This window comes from bacterium (assembly GCA_030530825.1).
Taxonomy (GTDB): domain Bacteria; phylum Patescibacteriota; class Saccharimonadia; order Saccharimonadales; family Saccharimonadaceae; genus Nanogingivalis.
Genome location: JAUMUF010000001.1, coordinates 512,702 through 537,657 on the forward strand (window position 1 = coordinate 512,702; position 24,956 = coordinate 537,657).

A 24,956-nucleotide genomic window follows, 5' to 3' on the forward strand; every position below is an offset into this window, starting at 1 on the left:
TGACAATTTTTACAAAAAACTCCCGCAAAATGCGAGAGTTTTAGGTTTTCGAAGTCTAAAATTAGACTGTTCGAACGCGGATAGTGTCAGTTGCACCGCTCACAAGACCAGCTTGCTCGCTTGAAACAATCACGACTGTTGGGTTTTGATTTTCGCCAAAGAAGCCATTTTGTTTAAGATCAGAAGCAAATTGCTCGACATCCTTACCTTCATTAGCAAACGCTTGAATTGAGTAAGTCAAACCAAGCTGTTGCGCAACGCGGGCAGAATCAGAAACCGCAACCACTGGAAGCGCTGGACGATTGGCAGCAACTGTTGAAGCAGCCTCGCCAGATTTAGTTTCAACAATAACCGCATCAGCGTTAATCTGCTCAGCAAGTTCAACAGCAGCAAGTGAAATTGCGTTAAGAGAAGCATCTTCACCACGCTCTACGATATCGTCAATTGGAGATACGGCAGCGTTTTCTTGGGTGTATTCGATAATGTCGCGCATAGTTTGGACAGTTTCGAGCGGATATTTACCCATCGCAGACTCGTCAGAAAGCATAACAACATCAGCGCCTTGGATTACTGCATTGGCAACGTCAGAAACTTCTGCGCGAGTTGGTTGTGGATTATCAACCATTGAGCCCATTGTCTGAGTCGCAACGATTGAAATCTTACCATGCTTGCGGCAAAGAGCAATAATCTTGCGCTGAACGATTGGCACAACTTCTGGAGCAACTTCGTAAGCCATATCGCCACGAGCAATCATAATACCATCAGATGCAAGGACGATTCGTTCAAGCTCTTCATCCTGAACAGCCATTTTAGTTTCAATCTTGGCGATCAGTTTTACATCTGAATTGTAAGAATCCAAAATTTCTCGCACAGCAATAATATCTTCCGCTGTCTGAACGAAACTCATCGCAACAAAGTCGATATCTTGAGTTGCACCAAACTCGATGTCGCGCTTGTCTTTTTCAGTGATAACATCACCACCAAAGTCGGTATCTGGCAAGTTCAAGCCCTTTCGAGAAGCAACATAACCCTTGTTGAGAACTTTCAAACGGATTGCGGTGTCGGAAATAACTTCGACAACCTCAGTTTTAACTTTTCCGTCAAAGATGAAAACAGGCTCACCAACTTTAACCTTAGCCGCCAAATTATATTGAACCGGTAAAGTCTTGCTGCCGTCATGCTCTTTTACGGTATAATCAAGAACGAGCTCATCGCCTTCAACCACATCAAGTCGGTTATCAACAATGTCGCCAAGTCGAATTTTTGGACCTTGAAGGTCTTGGAGGATCGCAATATTTTTACCTAGTCGAGCAGAAATCTCGCGGACTTTTTCGATTTTCGCAGCGTGCTCTTCAAAAGAACCGTGAGAAAAGTTAAGTCGAACGCCGTTAAGACCGTTTTTGATTAGTTTTTCGATCATTTCTTCGCTATCACTAGCAGGCCCGATCGTAGCCAAAATCTTTGTTCGTTTATATAGTGGTTTCATACTCTTCAATTATATCATAAAATTCATCTTAAACGAAATTTATTTTGTTATAAAAAGGGCTTGAAATTATCGGGGTATTTTGTTATAATAAAAATCGAGTTCAGTTTTATCACCCCAAAACTGGCTCAATGGTCTCATCGTCTAACGGTTAGGACACCAGGTTTTCATCCTGGCAATCGGGGTTCGATTCCCCGTGAGATCACCAAAATTTATTCCCCTGTCGGGGTGTGGCGCAGTTGGCTAGCGCGCGCGGTTTGGGACCGTGAGGTCGAAGGTTCGAGTCCTTTCACCCCGACCAGAAGAAATTATTCTAAAATCGTCTTTTCAAAGGCGGTTTTATTTTTATCTCAAATATGATATAACACACTCACCCCCTGCCAGTCCAGAAAACCAACAATAATCAACTATAAATCAAACCAGCATAACCCCTTAAAAAGCCCTTGAAATAGGGCTTTTTGAGTCTCGAAAAACTCGCCACTCTTGAAAAAACGCTTACTTTATGCTATAATATAGTCAGATGGATTATTCCGAGTAAATTAAAAACTCGAACGGCTCTAACCAGCCAAAAGGTGCTTTTCACCTTGGCTGGTTAGGGTCAAGGTGTTAGAAATGCGAGGAAAATTTATTGAGCATTAAGGAACGGTTACCTGTCAGTCCGATGAAGGACGAGCAGTCAAAGATTGCCTTTCATAGACCTGAATTTCTCAAATTCTTCTCAAAAACGTTTCTAAATTTAGACATTGAGACAGTTGCGGACTTTCGTTATACTAATGGCGAGCTATTTTATGTTCAAGAACGTCATGAAGATGGTAGGGTTAAATCTCTAAAAATGATAATTAATATTTCCGTCAAATTAAAAAACGGAAAAGAAATTATCATTGAGATTCAAGTTTCTAAACAAGATTTCTTCTTTTGGAGATTGCTTCTCTACATGAGCGGTATAATCATTGAGCAGTTCAGGAATATGGACGTTGATACTAAAGTTCAAGATAGGTACCCTCTGATGAAGCCTGTTTATGGTGTCGCTATCGTAAAAGGAAGATATTTTGACGATGATATTCCTTTTAGAACTTTTGGGCTAAAAGGTCTAGAGAATAATCAGCCATTGCTCGTGTTAGATAAAGAGTCTGACAGTCACGAGCAGATGATTCAGATGACAATCATCGAGATTGATAAATATAGTCCCGACAATATGACAGAAGATGAAAAATCATTGTATGAATTTTTCTTAAATAAGCCATATTCATCTGGAAATATTCCATCAATTCTTACAGCAACAGATGATTTTCTATATGAAACCAAAGATTGGACGGAGGAAGATATTATGGACTGGATTAAAGAGCAGGAGATTCGAGCAGAGGAAAGAGCCGAAGCTAAAGCTCAGCTATTAGAAGTCGCCCGAAAAGTGGTCAAAGAATTTGGTCTAAATCCCGAGGCGGTCGCCCAGCAGTTCGGTATCAGTTCCGAAACTCTCTAGGCGAAAATAGCTGCAAATAGTTGATATTTAGGGTCTTATCCATCAACCCTAACACTCAAAGCACCTTTTAATCCCCACGGAAAGCCGTGGGGATTTTTAATGTAAATAAATAAAAAATCCCTCGCTTTTTTGCGAGGGAGTATACTACTTGCTTTCTTGAGTTAATGCGATATCGTAAAGATTAGGATATTTTTTCCGTCTAATTCTTCTCATTTTTTTATGATGAGCGATAAGAATTTGTTTATCTGTAGGAATTTTTCTTACAGATCTCGCAAGTATCTCATCTAGATTAGTAGTATTTTGAATGTGATTTGTTGTTTCCACAATATCACCCCTTCTGATTTATTGTAAGTAGCTCGGAAATACTATTCAGTTCTTTTTTTGTAAAAGCGTAGCTAAAGAATTTTGCGGTATCTAATTCTATATCAACATCTAAATGAACTGTGATATCATGCGACATTTTATAGCACGTTTCATACATGTAATAACTAAGTATATGTGATTTTATGTTTAATATTTGTTTAAAATCACTTGACTCAAATATTTCATGGCATTTCTCAAGGCTACTCTCCTCTATTATAGCATCAATCGTCAAAAATCCATACATTTTTCTGGATGAATTTTGTCCGTCATGAAGAGAAAATAAAGGGGCTACAGCAATAATATTATGTTCTATATTTTCATTAAAGTCAAATATATTCCTATCCTTATAAAATTCAGAATTATCGGATTTACCGTCTACTACTGTACTATCTATCAGGATATAATTTTTTTGAAAAGATTTATGGTATATTGAGTTATCTTCTAAAATTGAAGGAGCTGTTCTTACTTTACGCTTAAGAATTCGTTCATTATCCCTTATTTCATTCCCTGTAAAAGCTAAATACATTTGAGGTAATGGAGCGGTAGACCATAAGCAAACCTCTGAATCAAATAGCTTAATTGATACATTCATATCAGCATCAACCCCCTGTAATCTTAGATAAGCTTCTGTGTCGGTTTTTATAATCTTCAAAAAGTCCTTAAGGTAATCCTTAAAATTACTCCTAAACATTTTTATATATTGAAAAAAGGCAGTTTGTGTTTTAGAAATAACAATCTGAAAATTATCAAATAATTTTTTACTATCGTCATCAACATTTAGTACTTTCAAGAATTCCTTTTGTTGAACGGCGGTACCATACCTAAAAACTTCCTCAATTTTATCTAAGTCTATATCTGGGTTTTTCCGCTTTAAGTCTTCCAATAAATCACTATAGTCTTCCGATATATCGGCTAATAAATTGAATAGAGGCTTATCGAGACTGTGTTTATTTTGACTGTCCGAGAGTATAACATTTTCATTCGCTATTGAAGATAATAGATGACTGATGTAAAGTTTATTATTATCAAGTTCTTTTTGTAACTCTTTTTCGCGCTCCTCCCTCTTTCGCTCCACTTCATACATATTAAAGGCAGCCAATAATAAAAGAACTACTCCAATATTGAGAATAAGCGAATTTATAGACATAAAAGTTTCTGCAGGAGTAGATGCGGAAAACATCTTACTTATCGTTGCTATAAAATTAATTAGCGTAGCAACCGACACAAACCACCTATCTTTATAGCCTTCCGCCATAAAAATAAAAAATCGTCGAATCAGGCTTTTATCTTTTGTTGTCATACTTCAAACACCTTTATTGTTAAAATATTTATTTTATTTACCTTGCGCTCAAAGAGTTCTTTTAGTTTCCTAAAAAAACCATCATCCGTCTCAATCCCCAAAATCTCTATCAAATCCTTGCCAGCTTGCGTGACATGAAAGGCTTTGTAGGATATCGTAAAAATGTCATCAGATTCTGTGGTAAGGGTCAAGACCAAATTGTCATTTTGAAATCCTGACAAATAACCTCTTTCAACCACGAGCTCATGAACTCCACCACTACTTAACAAACCGCACTCAAGCATCTTCGAAATTTCCACCGCCTTAACGCCGTATTTTTCGAAAAGGTCAAAATAGTCTTCGTGTGAAATCAAATAACGGTCTTCGACAAGCTCGCCAGACAACTCATCTTCTGCACAATCGTAAAATGTCAGTGGAGCGATTTTCTTAAAGATGGTTAACTCCTCCTTTGTCAAAAGATTCAGCGTTTGATAAGTTCGAGCAGAATATTCCCCTTCCAAAAACAAAGCCTTATCAAATAGAGGGTTTGTCACGCTCGCCGTATTTTCCAGCTCCAACTCTTGGTAGCTGGTATTTTTATTGTGACAAATAGCCAAGCTATAAAACAAGCATTCCGACAAAAACAAATAGGGACGGGTCGTTTTATTGCTGGCATAGGAGGCGAGGAGTCCCAGTTGAATATCTCGGGGCGGTGTATCTGTTTCGAGAACATCTCGAAACTCTTCCAAAGTATCCGCCAAGGAGATGTTGCGTTCGTTGTGATTTTTATTCAAAAATCGTTCTTCGACCTTGAAAATATAGGCAGAAAAGCCCATTTGCTCAATTTTTTCGCCAATATCTTGGTAAAGCGTCCGCCCCTTATTTACTCCTGTATATAGCTTGTTATAGAAGGTTTCGTTGGTGTGGACAAAGCTGGTGGGCTCTAAAATCAAAGCAATACCCTCGGTCAAATTCTTCGGGTCAGTCCAATCTTTATGCTTGGAACGTTCAAAAAGAATCTGAAGAAGTCTCGAAATTGTAAACAATACCGCACCTCCTTTTTGGCAAGATTTTGGCACTACAATCGGCAAGTATTTACTTCTTTAGCGTGATAAACTAAAAATGTAAACAAGGTCGACTAAGTTTATGTCTATATTATATCACCCAACTACCGAAAATGCTCGTCAGAACAGGTGAAAACGCTAAAAAACTTTACTTTCAAGGAGGAGTCTCATGTCCAATCTACCCCAACATTACAAAGCAGAAACCCTGCCAGTCACCGCTCTCAATCCAGCCAAGCTGGCAATCGCTCGCAACCTGTCTCAAGATATGGCTTCGGTTCAAGCCAACGAGCTTTTGGCTCAGGATATTTTGAACAAGGTCGCCAGTCTTTCAGAGCTGGAAAGTCAAATCCTCACCCAAAATCCCCAAGCCTTGGAGCGGACGGACTTTATCATCAAGGCGTTCACTTACGCTTCAATTCAACGGTTTAAGTAGGAGGTGCTTATGGAAACTTGGCAAATCGCTCTTATTTTGGGAGCTGGACTTCTGTTTTTGCTCGGTCTGTTCTTGATTGCCTTGGGCGAAGAGGAGGAAAGAAAACAAGCTGAACAGCTTGAAACCTATTCGCAAGAAGACCTTGCTTTGGCGGAGTTCCTCGAAACTCGCCAAGCGGTCAATGAGGATTTTCTGAAAGCCCAAAACCAACTGCTGAAAGAATTATTTGATGAAAGGAGGCGTTTCTAAGTAATTTTTACAACATCGAACAATTGGTCAAAAAGAAGTCGCACCCACTACTGTTAAGGTTTAGAAAAACCATTCTTATCGCTCGCCTTAACGGTGGTGGCTGGACTTTTCTCTTTGATAAACCTGGTGTATAACCGCATTGTCGGACAGCCGACAGAAAGGAGTTTTATGACAAAACCAAAACCTAAATTTGACGTGGTGGTTATCGACCCGCCTTGGGGAGCTGATTGCGGTCAAGGTGGTAGCCGTGGAGCTGGCAACCACTACCAAACCATGAATCTTAACCAAATCAAAGAGCTCCCAATAAATGAGTTAACCAAGGACGATAGCTGGCTCTTTCTCTGGGTGACCAATGCCTCCTTACCTCATGCCTTCGACCTGCTTGAGGGCTGGGGCTTCACCTATCGAAGCCTGATTACTTGGAATAAATTGCGGTTGGGCTTGGGTTCTTACTATTTTAGAAACGCTACTGAGCACCTCATTTTTGCGACCAAAGGCAAGAAATACCTGCCAGACCGCCGTCTGATAAACTGGTATCTCGCGCCAACAAGCAGGCATTCCCAAAAGCCCAAACTCTTCTTGGATATGATTGACCGAATTGCCAAAGGGCAACGGTGCTTGGAGCTCTTTGCCCGAGAGAGGACTTTTCCGCATTGGTCTTATTGGGGAAATGAGATTGACAGCGACGTGATTTTACCCAAATTCCCAGTTCCTAAGTACAGCCCAAACCCGATTGACTTCAGAAAGGAGACCGCTTGATGAAGAAATTCGTTTCCTTTGCCTTGTCTTTCTTCTTTGGGGCGTGGTTGCTTTATCAAGGGGCGTATATGATTCAGGAGGTCTACTTTTTTCTGATTCTCTTGGCTGGTGGGCTGATTTCAGTTTATAGTTTGGTTAAATACTGGCTTCACCGCAAACATTGGAGGTCGTGATGAAAGACTTAAAACAGTTTACTTGGCAAAAATGGGACTACCAAAGACCCTTTGACGTCAAGGACATCAAGGGCTTGGCGGTTCAGTTGTCTGGTCTTAGTCGGCGTGGGGGAATTGCTTTTGAAGTTTGGCTAAGCAAGGATAAGATTTCCTACATTTTAGGCACGAGAGAAAAAGATAAGGCGGTGGTTAGTCAACTGCTTCAAACCCAGCGACCGATTACTTTTTCAAATAAGGTCAAACGCCCAAAACTTGATGTGGCAAAAGAAATCCGCATCAAGCACAGCTATTGTCAATTAAAGATTGAAAACGCCGAGGAGATGATTCGCTCAAGCCTGTCGGTGGCGAGTCTGCTGGCTTCAGATGAAGCGATTTGTCTCCAGCTGATTCTCGGGCGAGCCACGCCACCTAAACCAATCCCAAAAGATTTGGGTAATCCCTTCGCCAAATGGTATCAGGTGATTTCAGGTAATCTACCGCCTTTGAACGCTACAAGCAAGAAACAACTAACCGACAAGCTCCAAGAAGCCCAGTTCGAAGCCGTGGTTCGGCTTGGAATTAAGTCTCGCAGTTCGCTTCGACAAACAGAATTGACCAACACGCTTTTGGCTAGTTTTCGGCAATTAAACAGCTTGGCCAAGGTGGAGGTCAAATCTATGTCGCCTCACTTGTTGGAGCGGTTGGTCTTACCCAAAATACCACCTTACCGGCTCAATGCCTCCGAAGTCGCTTGCTTTCTTTGTCTGCCAGTTGGCGATATGGCGATTCAGGGCTTGAGCGAGATTCACCCCAAACGCCTTGACCCACCGCTTGGCATGGTGAACAACCCCAGTTACGCACGAGTATTTGGACGAAGTTTGGAAGAGCCAGCCAGACCCTTGAGCCTGTCGCCCCACAAGGCACTTTACCACACGGTCTTAACGGGACCGACTGGGGTTGGGAAATCCACCGCCATGCTTCAGCTGATTTTGGCAGACATTAAGGCTGGGCGAAGCACGGTGGTTATTGACCCTAAAAGTGATTTGGTTAGCGATATTCTGGAGCGTTACCCCAAAGGGCAGGAAGAGAGTTTGGTCGTGCTTGATCCGACGGCTTCTCTGGTGGTGGGAATAAATCCCTTTGATTTGGTTAAACATGGCGTGCCACCCGAAATTGTGGCGGATAGCCTGCTTCACCTCTTTCAGGAACTTTACCCAGACAATTTTGGCATTCGAAGCCTCGACGTCTTGTCTCACGCGTTTTTAACCTTGGCAAGATTACCTAATGCCAGCTTGGTCATGTTGCCCAGTTTATTGACCAATCCTGCCTTTCAGCACAAGGTCTTGAAGCAGGTATCTGACCCCATTGGTTTAGATAGTTTTTGGGCGTGGTATGAGAGGATTTCGTCGGCAGAACGCCAGCAGTATATTAGCCCAGTTTTGAACAAATTGCGACAGATTTTACTAAGACCGCAACTTCGGGCGGTTTTGGGGCAGACTAATGCTAAATTTAGTCTCATGGATATTTTCACCAGCAGAAAGACCTTGCTTGTCCCCCTGAATAAATCCATTATTGGAGCGGAGGCTGCAAAATTGTTGGGTTCTATCTTGGTGTCTTGCCTTTGGCTGTTGGTCTTGAAGCGGGCGGATGTTCCGCCAGAAAAACGCCACCCCGTTTTGGTTTATATCGACGAACTTCAAGACTATCTTCGCCTCAATACCAATCTCGATGATGCCTTAACACAGGCAAGAGGCTTGGGTGTTGGCTTTACCTTATCCCACCAATACCGCAACCAGCTATCGCCCAAACTCAAGTCTGCCATTGACGCCAACTGCCATAATAAAATTGTTTTTGGATTAAGTTTAGGTGAAGCCAGAGAAGTTGCCAAGGAAACCTTGGACTTGGAAGCAGAAGATTTTCACCTCCTACCAGCCTACCACATTTACGCTAAATTACCCCTGACTTCAGCTGGCTGGCGGTGGGTTTCTGGGAAAACCAATCCAGCCCCAGCTTCAACTCGAAACAAGGCTAATCTCTACGCCCAAAGTCTCGACCGCTATGGGCAGGATAGCCGAGCCATAGACCAAGCCATTCAAGACTTGGCTTTGGAAGTTGCGACCAAAGACGACAAACCAGCCCAGCCAATCGGCAGAAAAGCCAAAACTTAGGCTTCCTGTCGCTCTTCTTATCGGGTCGTCCAAGCTGGGCAGGTTTTCCCTGTAATATTAGGAAAATCTTGCCGACTTGTCAGGCGACTTACCCTCTATTTTCTTCATTTTATCAGCCAAACAGAAAGGATTTTTATGGAACATTTTTATCTGACAAACCTTGAAACTAATCTGCTTGAATTTCTGGACAAGGCTCGCTATGCGACCAGTCGCCAGCTTGCCAGCCTATTTTTTACCAGTAGCACAAAACCAGCCACCCAACTTCGGCGTGCCAATTTTACTCTGATGAAGCTGACCAACCAAGGCTTGCTTCATCGCCTCGATCGTCGCATTGGTGGCGTGCGAGCTGGTAGCGGAAGCTTTGTTTATGGTATTACACTCAAAGGCTTGAAGATTTTGAAGCAACAAGATGAGGCTGTTATCTTGCGGTATAAAAACACTTATGAACCCAGCCTTGGTCATTTGGAGCACACCTTGGCGGTCACCCAGCTTTATCTGGAAGCCGTTCAGCTTGACCGCCATCACTCCGAAATTTGCTTGGAGCGGTTTGCCTTTGAACCTAAAAGCTGGCGAGGGTATTCGACCGTAGCTGGAACGGGTTCAACGCTCAAACCTGACGCTTATCTTCAGCTCAGCAATGGGGCTTTTGAAGATTCCTATTTCATCGAACTTGACCGAAATACCGAAAGCCTTGCCCGCATCGTCAACAAGTGCAAGCAGTACATCGCCTATTATCGGACGGGGATTGAGCAACGCCAAAATGAGGTTTTTCCTTTTGTACTTTGGGTTGTGCCAGATGATAATCGCAAACAAGCCTTGGCAAAAGCCATTCAAGCCGAGCTTTACAATGACTGGGAGCTGTTTTCGGTAGTGACTTTGGACGAGTTTTCAAGCCATTTGAAAGGCGGTCAAGCATGAAGCAAGTCCCACCAGCCCCCAACCAAAACGCTCGAAAAATCGGGCAAACCACTTACTTCACCAACCGCTTTTTTGTCGGAAAATATCAGCTGGACAGCCTGATTCAGGGCTTAATTTTAGCCCAAAAACCAGACCAAAACGCTCCACAAAAATCCAAATCGGAGTTATAATAGGACTAGGTTATGTTGGTTCTTAAAGGAGAACTAAACAGATGAGAACATTGACAATTAAAGACTACCAGACCTTGGATTTTTCGACTCTCAAAGACGTGACCGTGCTTTACTGCCGTTTGAGCAATGAGGACGACCGAGATGGCGAAAGCAATTCCATTAGTACCCAAAAACGCCTTTTGGAAGAAGTCGTCCGACAAGAAAACTTGCCCAACCCAGTCCTTTTTGTGGACGACGGTTTTAGTGGCACAACCTTAAAACGCCCAGCTATTCAAGAGGCGTTGAGGCTTGTCGAATCTGGCAAAGTTTCCACCTTTGTGGTCAAGGATTTGAGTCGGCTCAGTCGGTCGAACTTGGACGTTTTACAACTGACCGAGCTGACCTTTCCTGCCTATGATGTGCGGTTTATTGCCAGAGGAGATAACATTGATAGCCTCAAGCAGACGGATTCGGACGCCAGTTTTATCCAGCTAAAAGCTATGTTTAACGACTTTTACGCCAGAGACACCAGCAAGAAAATCAGGGCTGCCAAACTGGCAAAGGCAAGAGCTGGCGAGCATTCCAGCTCCCATGTGCCTTATGGCTACATGAAAGACCCGAGCAACCCCAAGCAGTGGGTTACCAATCCCGAGACCGCCCCAGTGGTTAAGCGGATTTTCGAAACGGTCAAAACGGGCTTGCCTCTGACAACCCTCGCCAAACAACTTGAAGCTGACAAAATTTTGACCCCCAGCGCTTACCGCTTTTTCAAGGGAACAAAGTTGACTAATTTGAGCCCCTCAATCGCTCAAAATCCTTATGCTTGGAATGCCTATTCAATCAGTTCACTTCTGACACGAGAGGATTATTTGGGGCATACGGTCAATTTGAAGAGTCGCGTCAAATCCTATAAGGACAAGCGAGTGATTAAAATTCCCCGAAACCAGCAACTGATTTTCGAAAACACCCACGAGGCTATCATTGACCAGCAGACTTTTGACACGGTTCAAAAAATCCGCCAGCACCGTCGAATTGAAGCCAAACACGATTACAGCGGTCACGCCAACTTGTTTGCGGGACTGGTCTTTTGTGGGACTTGTGGCACCAAACACCGCTTCACGCCCCAGAAAAAGGGAGACTTAATTCTCGACCACTACAAATGTGGCAAGTATAGTCAGCGGTTTGAACCTTGCGACAATCCCCATTACATTCGAAAAGCCGTTTTGGAAGAATTGGTCAAAAGCGATTTGAACGCCTTGCTTGGTGATTTTCATTTCGATAAAGAACAGTTTTTAGCCAAGCTCAAACAAGAGTATCAACTGGAACAAGACGAGCAAATCAAGCAGGTTCGAAAGGAACTGAAAAATACCCAGCAACGCCACCAGACCATTGACCGCATTATTCAGCGAGCTTACGAGGACTTGGCTTTGGGCAAAATCACGGAGGAGCGATTTTCGACCCTTAACCGAACCTACGAAGCCGAGCAGAAAGACCTATCTCGAAAAATTGAGAACTTCGAAGCTCGCCTTAACCAGCAAACAGAAGCAAGCGATAATCTGACAAAATTTATTGAGCAGATTGATAGCTACACAACTATTTCTGATTTAACCATCGAAACAGTTAACCAGTTGATTGATAGGATTGTTATTCACCACCCAATTGGCAAGGGGCGAAACCGCCAAATCAAGGTGAGTATTTATTACAATTTTATCGGACAATACGACAAATCAAGCGATTGAGAAATCCTCTCGTCGCTTGATTTTACTGGTTTTCTGGACTGGTGGGGGTGAGATGTGTTATAATCGCAATATGAAAATCTACTTCTCAGGAATTGGTGGCGTCGGTCTTGGCCCGCTGGCAGAAATTGCCCAACAGGCGGGCTTTGAGATTTTTGGCAGCGACCAAAATTCAAGCCCAATGACACAAAAACTCATATCCAAAGGCGCCCAAATCCACATCGGCGAGCAAAACGGCGACTTTTTGAAGAAAAAATTCATAGAAGATGGTGTGGAGTGGCTAGTCTATACTTCTGCCCTGCCACAGAATCACCCAGAACTCGTCCTCGCACAAGAACTCGGGCTAAAAACCTCCAAACGGGACGAACTTCTCAACTTTATCATTGAAGAAAAAAATCTCAAAATGCTAGCCATCGCCGGCACCCATGGCAAGACCACTACTACTGGTATGCTTATATGGACACTTCAACAACTTGGTGTCCCTGCGAGTTGGTCTGTTGGCACAACTTTGACTTATGGCGAAAGCGGATTTTTTGATCCGAGAAGCGAATTTTTTATTTATGAAGCGGATGAGTTCGATCGTAATTTTCTCCATTTTTCGCCCTTTTTAAGTCTTATTACCTCTATCGATCACGACCATACCGATGTTTATAAAACGCCCGAGGAATACTTCTCGGCATTTCAAGATTTTGCCAAACAAAGCAATTTTACCCTCTCTTGGCAAGACCAGAATCCGCAAATTTACAGTAAAATTCATAACAAAATTCTCTTAAAATCAGTTGAAGAATCGCTGACACTACCAGGAGATTTTTTGCTCAAAAACGCCACGCTCGTTTTAGAAGCGCTCGACTTTCTGGCGGAAAGTGGCTTCAACTTGGGCGAAGGCTACTTCGAGCGTGCTGTTGAGGCGCTTAACAATTTCCCAGGAACAGATCGTCGCTTCGAGCGGATCGCCGAAGGGATTTATAGCGATTATGGACACCACCCGGTCGAAATTGAGGCTACGCTCCAGATGGCTAAGGAAGTTGCAAGGCGTCAAGGATTTTCTGGGGTTTCACTAATTTATCAGCCGCACCAAAATGTCCGCCAGCACGAAGTCGCACCAGACTACACCGAGCAGGTTTTCAAAAACGCGGATGAAGTCATCTGGCTTCCAACTTACCTCAGTCGAGAAAATCCCGATCTCGAAATCCTAACGCCAGAATTCTTATCAAAAAACATTTCTTCAAAAACCCAAATCATCGAAATGTCGCCAGAATTAGCAGAAAAAATTGCGCAACTTCAAGCAGAAAACCGCCTCGTTCTTGCAATGAGCGCCGGCTCGCTCGATGGTTGGCTTCGACAAAATTTCAAAAAATAATCCAAATAAAATCGCCCAACATGCGGGCGATTTTTTAAATTCCAAGATAGAAATCAACAATTGGCTCTTTAAAAATAAAAACCAAAATCGTAAAAAACATAATCCATATAAACGACTTGGAGCTATAATTATCCTCGTGGTATTTTCCTCTAATCACGATAAAACCAACTTCGTCCAGAAAAATTCCCATAAATATAGCCAAAAGGTAAATATTCTGAAAAATACCTCGCACCAAAATTAGCAAAGTGGTCAAAAAAGCCCCATACATCCAATGATGAAGCCTAAATCCGCCAACCGTCGGACTGGGCTTGGGAAAAATAAACACCAAAACCCTAACTATAAGTACGGTAACAGATACAGTCAAGAAATAAGTATCATATAGATTTATCATAATTAATCATAAAAACTTCGAACCGCCATTCAGCAATTCGAAGTCATAAAACAATTTTGGTGCGCACGAGAAGACTTGAACTTCCACGGGCCGAAGCCCACTAGCCCCTCAAGCTAGCGCGTCTACCAATTCCGCCACGCGCGCAAAACCAATCTTATTATATCAAAATTATGGCGTTTTGTAAAGGTTTTTTGTATTGACTTGCCAATATTTAACATCCGTATATCTGTTAAATTGATTGACTAATTTATTTTTTGATGAATATGCGTTCACGCTACTTCGAGAAAAGTATGTCGATTTTAATCTAGCAACAGGCATCGCGGGAGACTCTTGTAGCCACCTATTAACAAACGCTGTCATTCTGGATTTCTTGGCATTTTCATCGACAGAATTTCTATAATTAAAGAGAATATCATCCGCCACAAAATCTTTGTAGCTGGAGAAGTTTAGGCCTTCAAGCGTAGCCTGAGAAGAGTGCCAGAATGGATAGATGTCAGCATCAGCACCAAGATCAACTTCGAAGAGCAAAATATCATAACTTCTTGCTTGAACAACTGATTGAATATATGCCCCAGTTTTATCATCTTTATCGGCAATTGTCAATACAGCTTCAACACCTATTTGGGAAAGTTGATTTTTGATTTCAGAAGCGGCCGACTCAAGATTTTTATTATTGGTTGAAGAAATATTCAACTTTAGTTTTTTACCATCTTTTTGGCGGATATTGCCGCTCTTAATCCAGCCAAGTTGGTCAAGTTTTTTCTCTGCTTCTGCTTGATTATATTTAATTTTAGGAGACTCATCGCTATTGAAAAACTCTTCAAATATTGGATAATTAAGTGAAGAAACGTCAGACAACTTCTCCCTAACTTTCGACATATCAATGCCTTCTGCAAGTGCCCGTCGGAGAGTCTTTTCTTTCAAGATCTCAGAGGAATTGTTGAAAAACGCAAAAATTCCCTTGTTAAGATTACTTTCCGTTTTGTTGAATTTAGACTTTTCTTGAACAGAAAACTCGCCATCAGAAAATTCGCCACTTCCAGATACCTCACCATTTAATAAAGATTTTTTCAAGGTATCTTTTTCCGTAAAGGCGGCAATCTCGAAAAAGTCTAATTTGGGCGCTCCGCCATAAAATTTATCATTTTTCTCAAGCCGAATCACACTTTTATTATCTGATTTCGAGAATGATCTATACGAGAATTCTCCAGAAGTCACAGGTTTTTTTTCAAAATCACTTTCTCTAATTTTATCAATTGACAAATTATTAAATTTATGTTTTGGTAAAATAGGAAAATCAAAACTTTGGAGAACTAAAGGTGTGCCAGAAGGTGTTTTTACAGATACTTCAAAATCACTAATTTTAGAAATTTCAACATTCTTCCATATCTGAGATCGCTGCGGAAAAAGTGTTTTATTCTTCAAGATTTCCGTTGTAAAAATTACATCGTTTGCTGTTAATTTACCCCCATCACTCCAGATGATATTTTCCCTGAGTTTGAGTGTAAAATTCTTATAATTGTCTTGCGTTGAGACATTCTTGACTGCCTCATAATTCAATTTTCCGCTCGAGTCAATATCAAAAAGTCGAGAAAAAGCGATCTCGGCAAATATTTTTTCCGGAGTAGAAGAAGCAAACAGCGGATTGAGCGTTGAAATCTCGCCCAAAACTCCTTCAGTGTAGACGCCACCATCAGCAAAGCCTCGCTCGCGGTAACTCTTCTGCCCCATACTCCTAAATATCAGTAATGAGCCAACCAAAACGACCATAATACCAAGCCAAACCATCACCGACCGACGGATCTCGTGAAGATTTTTTATACGCGAGCCAATATGCTTACGAGCATGCCCAACCACAACCTTTTCAGCCAGATCTGCCGCCTTAGCAAAATCAACATCCTTAATCTTCGAGATTGAAACTTTTTTATCGCCCTTAAAAATCGTCAATGACTTCGAGCCCAGAGGCTTTTTCGAATTAGTTTTTTTCTCCACCTTTTCTCCAAATCAAAATTATTTTGGCAAAACTAACATCGCAACAATCGACATCACAAAAATCATCGCAAAAAATATAGTAGTTTGATAAACTTTTTTCTCGACACCTCGTCGCTCAATGTGAAGTTCACCAGAGGATCCATAACCTGCTCCAAGAGTAGCGCCACGTTGTTGAAGCAAAATCAAAACAACTGTCAACACGCCAAAAACTACCGTTGCAATCTGTAAAATTGTATCTAAATTCATAAAATCTCCTTTTCTTTAACACTTTCCGTCAGTAAATAATTCACAAAACTCATAACCGCTCCAGCCACAACCGAATTCCAAAAACTCATCGATAAATTAGGCGAAACTTTGATCGAAAGCCACAGAATAAATCCATTAACAAAAATCGTAAAAATCCCAAGTGTTAGAATTATCGCAGGTAATGCCAAAATCTTCAAAACTGGCTTCAACATACTATTAAAAAGTGAAAAAATAAATCCCGCTAAAAAGAAAGTTCCCGTGTCTGCACCAATTTTAATATCGCCAAAGATAGAAACCAAAATCCATAGCGCAAAACTATTCAAAAACCATCTAACAATAAAAATTTGCAATGTGTCTTTCACTCTATAATTATACCACATTAACTTTTTCTATTCAATAAAAACACTCGTCTTTTACAGGCGAGTGTTTATTTTTCAATTTGGAGGGTCTGGTGGGGCTTGAACCCACGACACCCTGCTTAAAAGGCAGGTGCTCTAACCAGCTGAGCTACAGACCCATCTATAACACTTTTCTATCTTACATTAAAATTTTCAAAAAGTCAAGACTTTTGATCCAACTTTTTTAATTTGAATGAGATTATTCCTAAAATCGAAGCCACTACGCCGCCCAAAATTAAATATTTCGCAAAAGGCTCGATAGTCAATGCCAAATTTTTAGACAAAAAATCAAAAGAAAAAACACGCGATAGATGCGAAATGCTCAAACTTAAAGCCACCGCAGCAGAGAAAACACTAGAAATTATACCACCAAGCCAATTTTCTTGTTTGGGATTTTTGACAAGGATCGTAATTGCGGGCGCAAGCGTCAAGAAAAGCCCCGCCATTCCGCTCAATGTGGCTAGCGGAATGTTTAAACCAAGAGTTGCTAAGGCTTGCGTGACTTCACTATTCCAAAAACTATCCAAAACATATCCAGCAAAAAGCGCAAGAGTAAAATAGCCCATTTTACGCCGAGAAAGTATCAGAAAAATCACCAAGATTGAGAAGAAAATAAGCACAACCATAATTTTATTTTATCACGAAGCAATCAAAAATCAAAACCACACGCTCAAGGAGGTGTGATTAAAATGCTTACGGCTTAGATCTGTTTTTCGAAAAGTCCTCGGGCGCGCCCTGCGGAAAATTCAAAAAATCAAATCACAAGCCTAAGCGCCAATCTTATCCTTCTTATTGCCCCGTTTGGCGTTTCTTTCGATATAATCAATTATTTTACCAGCGACGTTGCGGTAGGTGATTTTTTCGATACCAAATCCGGGCGAAGCATTAACTTCCAAAACCAAAGGTCCCCGCTCAGAGCGCATCAAATCAACACCTGCGATCGAAAGCCCCATAGCCTTAGCCGCGCGCACGGCCATTTTTCGTTCTTCTGGCGTGAGTTTGATCGGCTCACCCAAACCGCCTTTATGAAGATTGCTTCTGAAATCATCATCAAGGCTCTGGCGCTTCATTGAAGCCACCACTTGCGAACCCACCACAAACGCACGGATATCGGTGCCGGCGGATTCCTTAATGAATTCTTGAATCAAAATGTTAGTCCCGTCGGAGTTATTGAGGTAAAATGCTTGAAGAACGGACTTGGCAGCCTTTTTGGTTTCAGCCAAAACCACGCCATTGCCGTGCGTTCCGCGAGCCAACTTGATGATCGCAGGCGTGCCGCCAATTTCTTCGAGCAAATCATCGATGTCGGCGGTGTTTCGAGAAAGGACGGTTTTTGGAATCGAAACGCCAGCCTTAGCAAGCAGCTGCGTCGAACGAAGTTTGTCGCGCGCGCGAGTAATCGCCAACGATTTATTAACAAAAAACGCCTTTGGGTAAATCGCTTCCAGCTGACGCACAACAGAGGTGCCATATTTGGTCATATAACTAGCAATGCGTGGAATAATCACATCGTATTTTTCAACACTTTTACCATCAAAAAGCACCTTGGGATTCTTATCATCGATCGAAATATAACAATCGCGATAGGCAATAATATCAACTTCGTGACCGCGGCTTTCCGCCTCTTCTTTTAGTCTTTTGGTTGAATAATTCTCTTCAGAGTTTGACAAAATTGCAATCTTCATTTACAAATCCCTTTCTTCTTCATCATCAGGCAATCCCTGCCCTAAATTCACATCTATCAAAAAGCCCGTTTCGCGCAAAAGTCGCCGCCCGATCAAGATCGGATAACGCAAATGCGCGCGCCTCGCCAGCGTAAAGCGACTCTCGAAAACTCGCCCGCCAATCTCAATTTTTTCGAAAATCACAAAACGCGTTTCGATGCCATTAGAGTTCTTCACCTCTGTAACTTCAAAGTTTTCCGTCACAATTTCTCGCCCCGTATATTCTGGACGATTTTTGGAGAAAAGCACAAATCGCAATTTCTGAACACCATTTTCTTCAAAAACTTCCGCCCTTTCGCAGTCGATCGAAGAACTCCACGCACCGCTGTCGATTTTAGCGGGAATTTCAGCAATTTCGAAATTCGGCAAATTAACCCGCTCAGCACGACCAATTTTCAGCACAGAATTTTTGATAGTAGCCGCTGCAAAAAAGTTAGCAAGTTGGCGCTGATACTCAACTGAAAACTCACCACGACCTCTGTTAATCGTGCCGGGCATTGCATTAACTTCAAACAATCGCCAGCCGTTTTTAGTCAGGCCAAAATCAGCAGAATAAAATCTATCTGCTCCAATCGCGGCAAGTTTTTCATCAATTTTAGCACAAATCTCAAGCAAATCTTGCGGAATTTTTTCCTTTTCGAGTAAAAAAGTCGTACCGCCATAGCCAATATTGGACTTCAAGCCACCTTCGGGCGGAGTTCGAAGCGTCGCAAGAATCGCCTCGCCATTGATGATTATCACCCTGAAATCGTGACGACCCTCAACGATATTTGGCACGCCGCAATCGGTTTCAATAAATTCTTGAACTTGAAGTGGAAAATCTTTACCAAATTCCGCCAGATTAAAATCAGATTTTTCACCCACAAAAACGCCGGCCCCAGAATTTCCCGATAATGTCTTGACCGCGACCTTGCTGGTTGGGATTTTTTCGAATGCGGCGATAATTTCTGTCTCATTTTGCGCCAAAAAACTTTTTGGTTGAAATTCTTCCAAAAGATTGTATGTTAGGTTTTTGTCAGAACAAACTTTTCGAAATTCAACAGAATTAATCTGTGGCACGCCGTCACCTTCAAAGTAATCTTTGGCCCATAGAACATCAACTTTTATTTTACCTCGTTTTTCGAAGATAAATTCACCGTCTTTCTCTACCTGAACCCAGTGTTTCGAAAAAACCCCATCACCCAAATAAGTCCCGTTCCCCATCAAAAAAACAGGCTCAACACCTCTAAACTCCAACTCCGAGAAAAGTTCGTGATACGCCTGCTTATAGTGCTCGGCTTTAAATTTAAATTCTTCTATGTCTCTTTTCTCTCTAAAAAATCCAAAAACCGGCTTGCGCATTTTACTCCTTTTCTCTTTTGATTTGGGTGAATAACTGGCTTAATTTTATCATATTTTACGCAAAAAGTCAATATTGTGCATTCAGTTGACATTGGTATAATTTTATGATGCAATATAAAAACCGGTTTGCGAGACCTTACCAAAACTCGTTAGAAACTTTAAGGAGGGGGTTTTATGAAAAAACCTGAAATCAGATTATTGAATGGCACAGAGATCGTCGTCTTGCCAGATGGTTGGGAAGAAGGCGGTCGATTTGTCAGTGAGCGTGAGTATTTGCAAGCCTGCGGAGAACAATACCTCCGTAAGAGAATTATGACACGGTATGAGTTCCGCGCGCACAAAAACGCGGTCTTTCGCCACAGCAAAGAGCACATAAAGCGCTCATCTCTGCCCGTTCGGCAGTCTAAACCTCCAAGCCTCGCAAATTCGCGGGGTTTTTAATTTATTTATTGAGTTTTTAAGCCGTACAAAATCCGCCCATGAGATTTATCGAAAACATTAGACTTTCCACCAAGCAACAAATTATCAAAAAGCATCGGATCGTCGATATTTTTCTCGATATATTGCCAGATTTTTTGCCCGCCGTTATAATAACTCAAATCCTTAAACCATGGCAGCTCATCCGTCCCGCGGAAGATTCGCTGAGTGTTTTTGTAGGCTTTTGCCTGCGCTTTTTGAATGTCTTCGTCCGAAATTTCTCCAGTTTTTGAATCTTCCAACGCGTAAATTCGCCAGTTTATTTCATAAGCATCACGGAAGCTCGCGCCCATAAATTCCGCCATTCCGGCTGTCAAATAATGTGGAACACCCGCTTCGACATATTTACCAGAAACCGCCATTTCCATCGCCCGCGCAATCCCTTCCTCGGTGTCAAGATAGCCATCCAACCCCTTTCGAAGTGGCGTAATTCCGTAGCCTTCGCCAATCTGCGCACGGTAGTAATGCGTGCAGATTTCGTGCGCAACCAAGCCCTCCAATTGCTTTTTCGAAACGCCAGCGCGGTTTTTCGAAATTGAGATTTGCCGCTTGGAGGAGTTTACGCTTATCGCGCCAGAATCCTTCCAAGAAATTTCATATTTCGAAAATTCTGTTCCGTCTTCGAAGCTACCCAAAACTTTTTGGAAAACTTCGCCAATTTCTTGGGCAGAAAATTTATCACCATCGCGTGGCGCGTCCGGAACTTGCGCCAATTGCTCAGCAAAAAGCATTCGCACGCCGTCACCAAAAGCCTCAAAAACCTCGTTCGAAGGCTTAAATCTCTCGCCGGTTTTCTCCAAATCCACATCTGGAAATTCCGCCAAAAGCGACTCGCGGATCCATTTTCCGTGACCCGAAAATTCCTTCTTCGAAAGCTTAGATAATTTCTCGCCGAGCAAAGATTCAAAAGTTTCGCGTTCTGGCGCGCCCCAGATTTCGCGGTTGTATTTCATAAATTCTTCGCGCGCGGCGGATTTTTCTTCTTCCGTTTGTGCCGATTTAAAATCCAAGCCCGCCCGCAAAAATTTATAGCGTTTGGCTTGAACTTCAATCTGCGAGCCGTAGATTTCTTGCTCGATTTTTGACAAATCTTGGTCATTTTCGAGAATCTCAATCGCGCTTTCGATGCTTTTTCCAAGCTCGAAAACACTTTCCGGCGTGTAATTTTGATAATTATTTTTAGGCTTGTAGAGATATGGATTTTTGTGAAACTCCGCCTCCGCCTCTTCAGCATTTGCTGGGCGAAATTTGCTCAAAATCGCGGGATCGATGTTTTCATAAGCCTCGCGAGTTGAGAATTTTTCTGGCGACTTTTCAAAATTCGGCGCGTTAAATTTATTCATATTAAATAAACATTACCACATTCTGCGCAAAAAGTCAAGAAAGCACCCTGCTTAAATCAGGGCGCTTTAATATTAAAAATGTCGGCAAACTTTCAGAAAATGCCTTTCTTGGTTTTGGAAAATTCTTTAAGCAGTTCTTTTTGCTTCTTAGAAAGTCGAGTTGGCGTTTCGACGATAATAGTGATAATATGCGCTCCTCGCCTGTCGCTACGCAGATGAGGCACGCCGTGTCCGCTTAACTTAAAGTCGGTGTGACTCTGCGTTCCAGCAGGAATTTTGATAGTTAGAGGCCCATCGACAGTTTCTACCTCGATCTCGGTGCCGAGAGCCGCGTCAATCATAGAGATGCGCTCTTCGCTCAAGATTAAATCGCCCTCACGAGTGAATTTTTTATCCGCCTTGACACGAATATTAACATATAGATCACCCTTTTCACCACCCTTTATCGCCTCACCGCGACCGCTAAGACGGATCGTCGCACCGTCATCAATTCCGGCTGGGATTTTAAGTTTAATCTCTTGCTTCTGGCGCCTCACGCCCGCCCCACCACAAACACCACAGTCCTTTTCTGGCACCTCACCCCTACCTTGACAAGTCTCGCAAGTTGTGGTCTGCTGAATCGGCCCAAACAGCGTCTGCGTCACGCGCGTCTGCTGACCACTTCCGCCACAAGTCGGACACTTCTTCATACCAAAATCTGGCTCAGCACCGCTCCCATTACAGTGGTCGCAATCATCATCGAGAGTGATTTCGAGCGTTTTTTCAAGCCCAAAAATCGCCTCCTTAAAACTCAACACAACTTCTGTTTGAAGGTCTCGCCCGCGACGCACCCCAGAACTCCGACCACCGCCAAAGCCACCGCCAAAAAGGTCGCTAAATATATCGCCAAATCCACCGCCAAAGTCAAAATTGATGCCTTGCCCGCCAAAATTAAACCCTTCAAAAGGATTACCGCCACCGCCTGCGCCGCCCACGCCAGCGTGGCCGAATTGGTCATACCGTTGCCTCTTTTCCTTATCTTTTAGGACTTCATAAGCCTCATTAACCTCCTTAAATTTGGCCTCATCACCGCCCTTATCGGGGTGAAGTTCCACCGCCTTTCGGCGAAAAGCCTTCTTAATTTCATCAGCGCTGGCGTCCTTTTTTACGCCCAAAACATCATAATAGTCAGATTTACTCATTCTTTAATTATAACAAATTAGCACTCTCATTTCAAGAGTGCTAATGTTTTAGTTTTGCGAAGATTGCTGAGCGCGTGCGATATAAATCTCGTTATCCTTTTTTCGAAGTTGCGCAGTCTTCATATCTTCGAAGCCCTCGCGCGCCATCAGATATTGCCATTCTTCGAGATAATCCTCGCGCCTGCCCTGAAAATACGTCGTAGCGATCTCGTTTCTCTCGGCTTCGAGGCGTTCGATTTGACTAAATGCTGGCATTTCTTGGGGCGAAACTTCCCACTGCTCGCTGTGATTTTCTTGGCTATTTGGTTTTTGATTTTCGAAATTATTCATATTTTAATTGTATCACATATTGATTTTTTGTCAATATATGGTAAAATGGGGTTATATCTATATTTGGAGGTACCTTATGAACATTTCGCATATCAGAATCAACGGCTTCACCAACAAGAGTACTTCTCTGTTTGACGCTGTCTGCAAACTCGCAAAAGAAATCATCGATCTTGAAAAAATTCGAGATGATAACAATCTGCCCAAAAATTACTGGGTTCAAAATTTTGACACAAGCGATTTTAACTTGGATTTTGCTTTCAAGCAAGAATCTGTTAAATCCGTAGCTAACGATTTTCTTGAGATATACTCACTTAAATCTGATGAGAGTCTTGGCGATGGCGAAATCGTTATTGATGTCAAAATCGACTCAATCACTAAGAAAATCACAATATATCACGAGAAGAAGGAAAAATCTTCTCTGGCAGACATTGGATTGACCGCCCGGACTCGCAGAGTCGAGATTAGAGACTTCTAGCACACTACAAGCGCCCCTCCACATCAGGAGAGGCGCCTTTTTATTGCTATTCGTTTAACTTTCTTTCTCGAATTGGGCGGTCTTCAACACTGCTTCAAGTTCCTTTCCAGCCACAAAGCGCACCTTGGCAGCCTCAATGTCGCCAGCACTCACCGCCTTGGCGCTGTCCTGCCCCTTGCTTTTGAGCGTGATATGAAAATAGCCCAGATCGCCAAGATGGACGGTTTCGCCCGCCTCCACAGAATAGGCGATTTCGTGGGTTAGCGCCTTCAATACAGCCATAATATCAATGTCCGAAACGGTTGTCGAGCGTCGCGCAATCCGCTTGGTCAGCGTATCGAGATCGACGAGGCCAGCGGAGATAGCGGTGGCGTAGTGTTTTTTGGGGTCGTCGAGTTTGCGAGGATTGGCTTTTTGAACCGCTTTGAATTTGATAGACATAAAGAGTTGCTCCTTTTCTGAACTTGTCGAGAAATCCATGACAACTTGTTGAAAAAGATTTGTGAACTTGTCGGGAAAATTTTCTACACTTGTTAAGAAAAAATTCTCAACTTGTTGGCAAAAGATTGGCAACTTGTTGCAGATTTTACCCGCAAATGTTCTTAGTTAATCTTAATCGCTTTCGCAGTTTTATTTTACCGTTTTTTCAAGCAAAAATCAAGCAAATTATGTTTATTTTTATTGACAAACTTATAGCGACTTGCTAATATTTAGGTAGGTCTACGCACAACTCGCCAAAATCTTCATAATAGAAAGATAAAAGGTAATAAAAATGAAGAAGTTCTTTTCAAAATTATTCATAACAGCCCTGCTTGCTCTCGGATTCGTTGGGGCAACAGCCCTTGAAGATAATACCGTTAAGGCAGACACTCGTTCGATTTCGTTTGTTATCGATAAGTCACTAACAAACGGAAATCCTATCCTGAACTCAAGAATCGTAATTGCCGATGCTTACGATAACGACCAATCAACCTCTAGACAAATGGTCAACTATCAATCGGCTCGTTCGTTCAGAATACAGACAGGAAGAAGTTATAATGTTGTTGTTGAAGGCAGATATCAATTATTTGGCTTCCTGCCCGTTCCGTTCGGAAGGCATGTTAAGACCGTGTATGTTCCACACGGAGCAATAATGGTTTATATCAAATAGATAAGAGTTTTGCGTAGGCTCTTTTCAAAGGAGTATATATGAGCAAAAAACAATCTAACCACATTAAATTCTTCGCCAAAAGAGATTGGCAAATAATCCATCTTATCATCACGATTTTATCTGTGTTGGGGTTGGTTGGAATGGTAGGTTTTGTGGCTTTTTTCTACAACAACTATCTGGAAAGCCATAAACTTGACGGCGACTACGAGCAAAGCCAGCGAGTTGAAATTCAAGAACTCAAAAAACGAATCGAATCGCTCGAAAATAAATAGTTTCAACATTAAAAAATCACTCACAAAAGTGGGTGATTTTTTA

Annotated in this window: 28 protein-coding genes and 4 tRNA genes; 15 read left to right on the plus strand and 17 right to left on the minus strand. The window is 42.3% G+C overall.

Annotated features, from left to right (window positions below; translation table 11 throughout):
- Window positions 1-61: 61 nt before the first annotated feature.
- A complete protein-coding gene (pyk, locus tag Q4A21_02785; protein MDO4902452.1) occupies window positions 62-1,486 on the minus strand; it encodes a pyruvate kinase in 1,425 nt (474 codons plus the stop codon).
- A gap of 130 nt (window positions 1,487-1,616) precedes the next feature.
- Here pyk and Q4A21_02790 point away from each other — a divergent pair.
- The 3 genes from Q4A21_02790 (at window position 1,617) to Q4A21_02800 (ending at window position 2,963) form a co-directional block, all read left to right on the plus strand.
- Window positions 1,617-1,691: transfer RNA gene (locus Q4A21_02790), tRNA-Glu, on the plus strand.
- Window positions 1,692-1,707: 16 nt separating this feature from the next.
- Window positions 1,708-1,784: transfer RNA gene (locus Q4A21_02795), tRNA-Pro, on the plus strand.
- Between the two features lie 327 nt (window positions 1,785-2,111).
- Window positions 2,112-2,963, plus strand: a complete 852-nt coding sequence (locus Q4A21_02800) for a PD-(D/E)XK nuclease family transposase (GenBank protein MDO4902453.1) — start codon at window positions 2,112-2,114, stop codon at window positions 2,961-2,963.
- Between the two features lie 144 nt (window positions 2,964-3,107).
- Here Q4A21_02800 and Q4A21_02805 read toward each other — a convergent pair whose 3' ends face one another.
- The 3 genes from Q4A21_02805 to Q4A21_02815 are packed head-to-tail and all read right to left on the minus strand — an operon-like array spanning window position 3,108 to window position 5,651.
- The gene (locus tag Q4A21_02805; protein ID MDO4902454.1) at window positions 3,108-3,287 is read right to left on the minus strand and encodes a hypothetical protein; all 180 of its coding nucleotides are present in this window, start codon (window positions 3,285-3,287) and stop codon (window positions 3,108-3,110) included.
- A gap of 4 nt (window positions 3,288-3,291) precedes the next feature.
- Complete coding sequence (locus Q4A21_02810; protein MDO4902455.1) at window positions 3,292-4,626, minus strand: hypothetical protein; 1,335 nt, start codon at window positions 4,624-4,626, stop codon at window positions 3,292-3,294.
- Entirely contained in the window at window positions 4,623-5,651 is a 1,029-nt protein-coding gene (locus Q4A21_02815) for a DUF2806 domain-containing protein (protein ID MDO4902456.1), read from the minus strand. Before Q4A21_02815 ends, Q4A21_02810 begins: the two co-directional genes overlap by 4 nt.
- A 187-nt stretch (window positions 5,652-5,838) precedes the next feature.
- Here Q4A21_02815 and Q4A21_02820 point away from each other — a divergent pair, with 187 nt between their 5' ends.
- The 8 genes from Q4A21_02820 to Q4A21_02855 all read left to right on the plus strand — a co-directional run bounded on the left by Q4A21_02820 (window position 5,839) and on the right by Q4A21_02855 (window position 13,593).
- Window positions 5,839-6,102 (plus strand): hypothetical protein, encoded by a 264-nt coding sequence (locus Q4A21_02820; protein ID MDO4902457.1) that lies wholly within the window; start codon window positions 5,839-5,841, stop codon window positions 6,100-6,102.
- 9 nt (window positions 6,103-6,111) lie between these two features.
- Window positions 6,112-6,351: a hypothetical protein gene (locus Q4A21_02825; GenBank protein ID MDO4902458.1), complete on the plus strand. Its 240-nt coding sequence runs from the start codon at window positions 6,112-6,114 to the stop codon at window positions 6,349-6,351.
- Window positions 6,352-6,519: 168 nt separating this feature from the next.
- Window positions 6,520-7,110: an MT-A70 family methyltransferase gene (locus Q4A21_02830; protein MDO4902459.1), complete on the plus strand. Its 591-nt coding sequence runs from the start codon at window positions 6,520-6,522 to the stop codon at window positions 7,108-7,110.
- A gap of 172 nt (window positions 7,111-7,282) precedes the next feature.
- A complete protein-coding gene (locus Q4A21_02835) occupies window positions 7,283-9,430 on the plus strand; it encodes a type IV secretion system DNA-binding domain-containing protein (GenBank protein ID MDO4902460.1) in 2,148 nt (715 codons plus the stop codon).
- Between the two features lie 135 nt (window positions 9,431-9,565).
- The gene (locus Q4A21_02840; GenBank protein MDO4902461.1) at window positions 9,566-10,348 is read left to right on the plus strand and encodes a replication-relaxation family protein; all 783 of its coding nucleotides are present in this window, start codon (window positions 9,566-9,568) and stop codon (window positions 10,346-10,348) included.
- Window positions 10,345-10,518 (plus strand): hypothetical protein, encoded by a 174-nt coding sequence (locus tag Q4A21_02845; protein ID MDO4902462.1) that lies wholly within the window; start codon window positions 10,345-10,347, stop codon window positions 10,516-10,518. The genes Q4A21_02840 and Q4A21_02845 overlap by 4 nt, the downstream gene beginning before the upstream one ends.
- A gap of 41 nt (window positions 10,519-10,559) precedes the next feature.
- Entirely contained in the window at window positions 10,560-12,236 is a 1,677-nt protein-coding gene (locus Q4A21_02850; protein MDO4902463.1) for a recombinase family protein, read from the plus strand.
- A gap of 70 nt (window positions 12,237-12,306) precedes the next feature.
- Entirely contained in the window at window positions 12,307-13,593 is a 1,287-nt protein-coding gene (locus Q4A21_02855; GenBank protein MDO4902464.1) for a Mur ligase domain-containing protein, read from the plus strand.
- A 34-nt stretch (window positions 13,594-13,627) separates the two neighbouring features.
- Here Q4A21_02855 and Q4A21_02860 read toward each other — a convergent pair whose 3' ends face one another.
- The 9 genes from Q4A21_02860 to Q4A21_02900 all read right to left on the minus strand — a co-directional run bounded on the left by Q4A21_02860 (window position 13,628) and on the right by Q4A21_02900 (window position 19,685).
- A complete protein-coding gene (locus Q4A21_02860; GenBank protein ID MDO4902465.1) occupies window positions 13,628-13,984 on the minus strand; it encodes a hypothetical protein in 357 nt (118 codons plus the stop codon).
- A gap of 57 nt (window positions 13,985-14,041) precedes the next feature.
- Window positions 14,042-14,128, minus strand: a tRNA-Leu gene (locus Q4A21_02865).
- Between the two features lie 24 nt (window positions 14,129-14,152).
- Window positions 14,153-15,976 (minus strand): ABC transporter substrate-binding protein, encoded by a 1,824-nt coding sequence (locus tag Q4A21_02870; protein ID MDO4902466.1) that lies wholly within the window; start codon window positions 15,974-15,976, stop codon window positions 14,153-14,155.
- An 18-nt stretch (window positions 15,977-15,994) separates the two neighbouring features.
- On the minus strand, window positions 15,995-16,222 hold the full coding sequence (gene secG, locus Q4A21_02875; GenBank protein MDO4902467.1) for a preprotein translocase subunit SecG: 228 nt from the start codon (window positions 16,220-16,222) through the stop codon (window positions 15,995-15,997).
- Window positions 16,219-16,584 carry a phage holin family protein gene (locus Q4A21_02880; GenBank protein ID MDO4902468.1) on the minus strand — a complete coding sequence of 122 codons (366 nt, stop codon included), beginning with the start codon at window positions 16,582-16,584 and terminating at the stop codon, window positions 16,219-16,221. Before Q4A21_02880 ends, secG begins: the two co-directional genes overlap by 4 nt.
- A 78-nt stretch (window positions 16,585-16,662) precedes the next feature.
- Window positions 16,663-16,739: transfer RNA gene (locus Q4A21_02885), tRNA-Lys, on the minus strand.
- Between the two features lie 42 nt (window positions 16,740-16,781).
- Entirely contained in the window at window positions 16,782-17,246 is a 465-nt protein-coding gene (locus Q4A21_02890; protein MDO4902469.1) for a hypothetical protein, read from the minus strand.
- Between the two features lie 141 nt (window positions 17,247-17,387).
- Window positions 17,388-18,305 (minus strand): 30S ribosomal protein S6--L-glutamate ligase, encoded by a 918-nt coding sequence (gene rimK, locus Q4A21_02895; GenBank protein MDO4902470.1) that lies wholly within the window; start codon window positions 18,303-18,305, stop codon window positions 17,388-17,390.
- Window positions 18,306-19,685 (minus strand): RimK/LysX family protein, encoded by a 1,380-nt coding sequence (locus tag Q4A21_02900; protein ID MDO4902471.1) that lies wholly within the window; start codon window positions 19,683-19,685, stop codon window positions 18,306-18,308. It lies immediately after the preceding gene.
- Between the two features lie 174 nt (window positions 19,686-19,859).
- Between Q4A21_02900 and Q4A21_02905 the strand changes: the two genes are divergently transcribed.
- Window positions 19,860-20,126: a hypothetical protein gene (locus Q4A21_02905; protein MDO4902472.1), complete on the plus strand. Its 267-nt coding sequence runs from the start codon at window positions 19,860-19,862 to the stop codon at window positions 20,124-20,126.
- 5 nt (window positions 20,127-20,131) lie between these two features.
- Here Q4A21_02905 and Q4A21_02910 read toward each other — a convergent pair whose 3' ends face one another.
- The 3 genes from Q4A21_02910 to Q4A21_02920 all read right to left on the minus strand — a co-directional run bounded on the left by Q4A21_02910 (window position 20,132) and on the right by Q4A21_02920 (window position 23,016).
- Window positions 20,132-21,505 carry a DUF1704 domain-containing protein gene (locus Q4A21_02910; protein ID MDO4902473.1) on the minus strand — a complete coding sequence of 458 codons (1,374 nt, stop codon included), beginning with the start codon at window positions 21,503-21,505 and terminating at the stop codon, window positions 20,132-20,134.
- A 92-nt stretch (window positions 21,506-21,597) separates the two neighbouring features.
- Window positions 21,598-22,686, minus strand: a complete 1,089-nt coding sequence (dnaJ, locus tag Q4A21_02915) for a molecular chaperone DnaJ (protein MDO4902474.1) — start codon at window positions 22,684-22,686, stop codon at window positions 21,598-21,600.
- Window positions 22,687-22,734: 48 nt separating this feature from the next.
- Window positions 22,735-23,016: a hypothetical protein gene (locus Q4A21_02920; protein ID MDO4902475.1), complete on the minus strand. Its 282-nt coding sequence runs from the start codon at window positions 23,014-23,016 to the stop codon at window positions 22,735-22,737.
- Window positions 23,017-23,092: 76 nt separating this feature from the next.
- On the opposite strand from Q4A21_02920, the gene Q4A21_02925 reads away from it, so the two are divergent.
- Window positions 23,093-23,491 carry a hypothetical protein gene (locus tag Q4A21_02925; GenBank protein MDO4902476.1) on the plus strand — a complete coding sequence of 133 codons (399 nt, stop codon included), beginning with the start codon at window positions 23,093-23,095 and terminating at the stop codon, window positions 23,489-23,491.
- A 54-nt stretch (window positions 23,492-23,545) separates the two neighbouring features.
- Here Q4A21_02925 and Q4A21_02930 read toward each other — a convergent pair whose 3' ends face one another.
- A complete protein-coding gene (locus tag Q4A21_02930) occupies window positions 23,546-23,932 on the minus strand; it encodes a DNA-binding protein (protein MDO4902477.1) in 387 nt (128 codons plus the stop codon).
- 331 nt (window positions 23,933-24,263) lie between these two features.
- Here Q4A21_02930 and Q4A21_02935 point away from each other — a divergent pair, with 331 nt between their 5' ends.
- Together Q4A21_02935 and Q4A21_02940 are read left to right on the plus strand one after the other, a co-directional pair.
- Complete coding sequence (locus tag Q4A21_02935) at window positions 24,264-24,641, plus strand: hypothetical protein (protein MDO4902478.1); 378 nt, start codon at window positions 24,264-24,266, stop codon at window positions 24,639-24,641.
- Between the two features lie 38 nt (window positions 24,642-24,679).
- Window positions 24,680-24,913, plus strand: a complete 234-nt coding sequence (locus Q4A21_02940) for a hypothetical protein (GenBank protein MDO4902479.1) — start codon at window positions 24,680-24,682, stop codon at window positions 24,911-24,913.
- The last annotated feature ends 43 nt before the right edge of the window (window positions 24,914-24,956 follow it).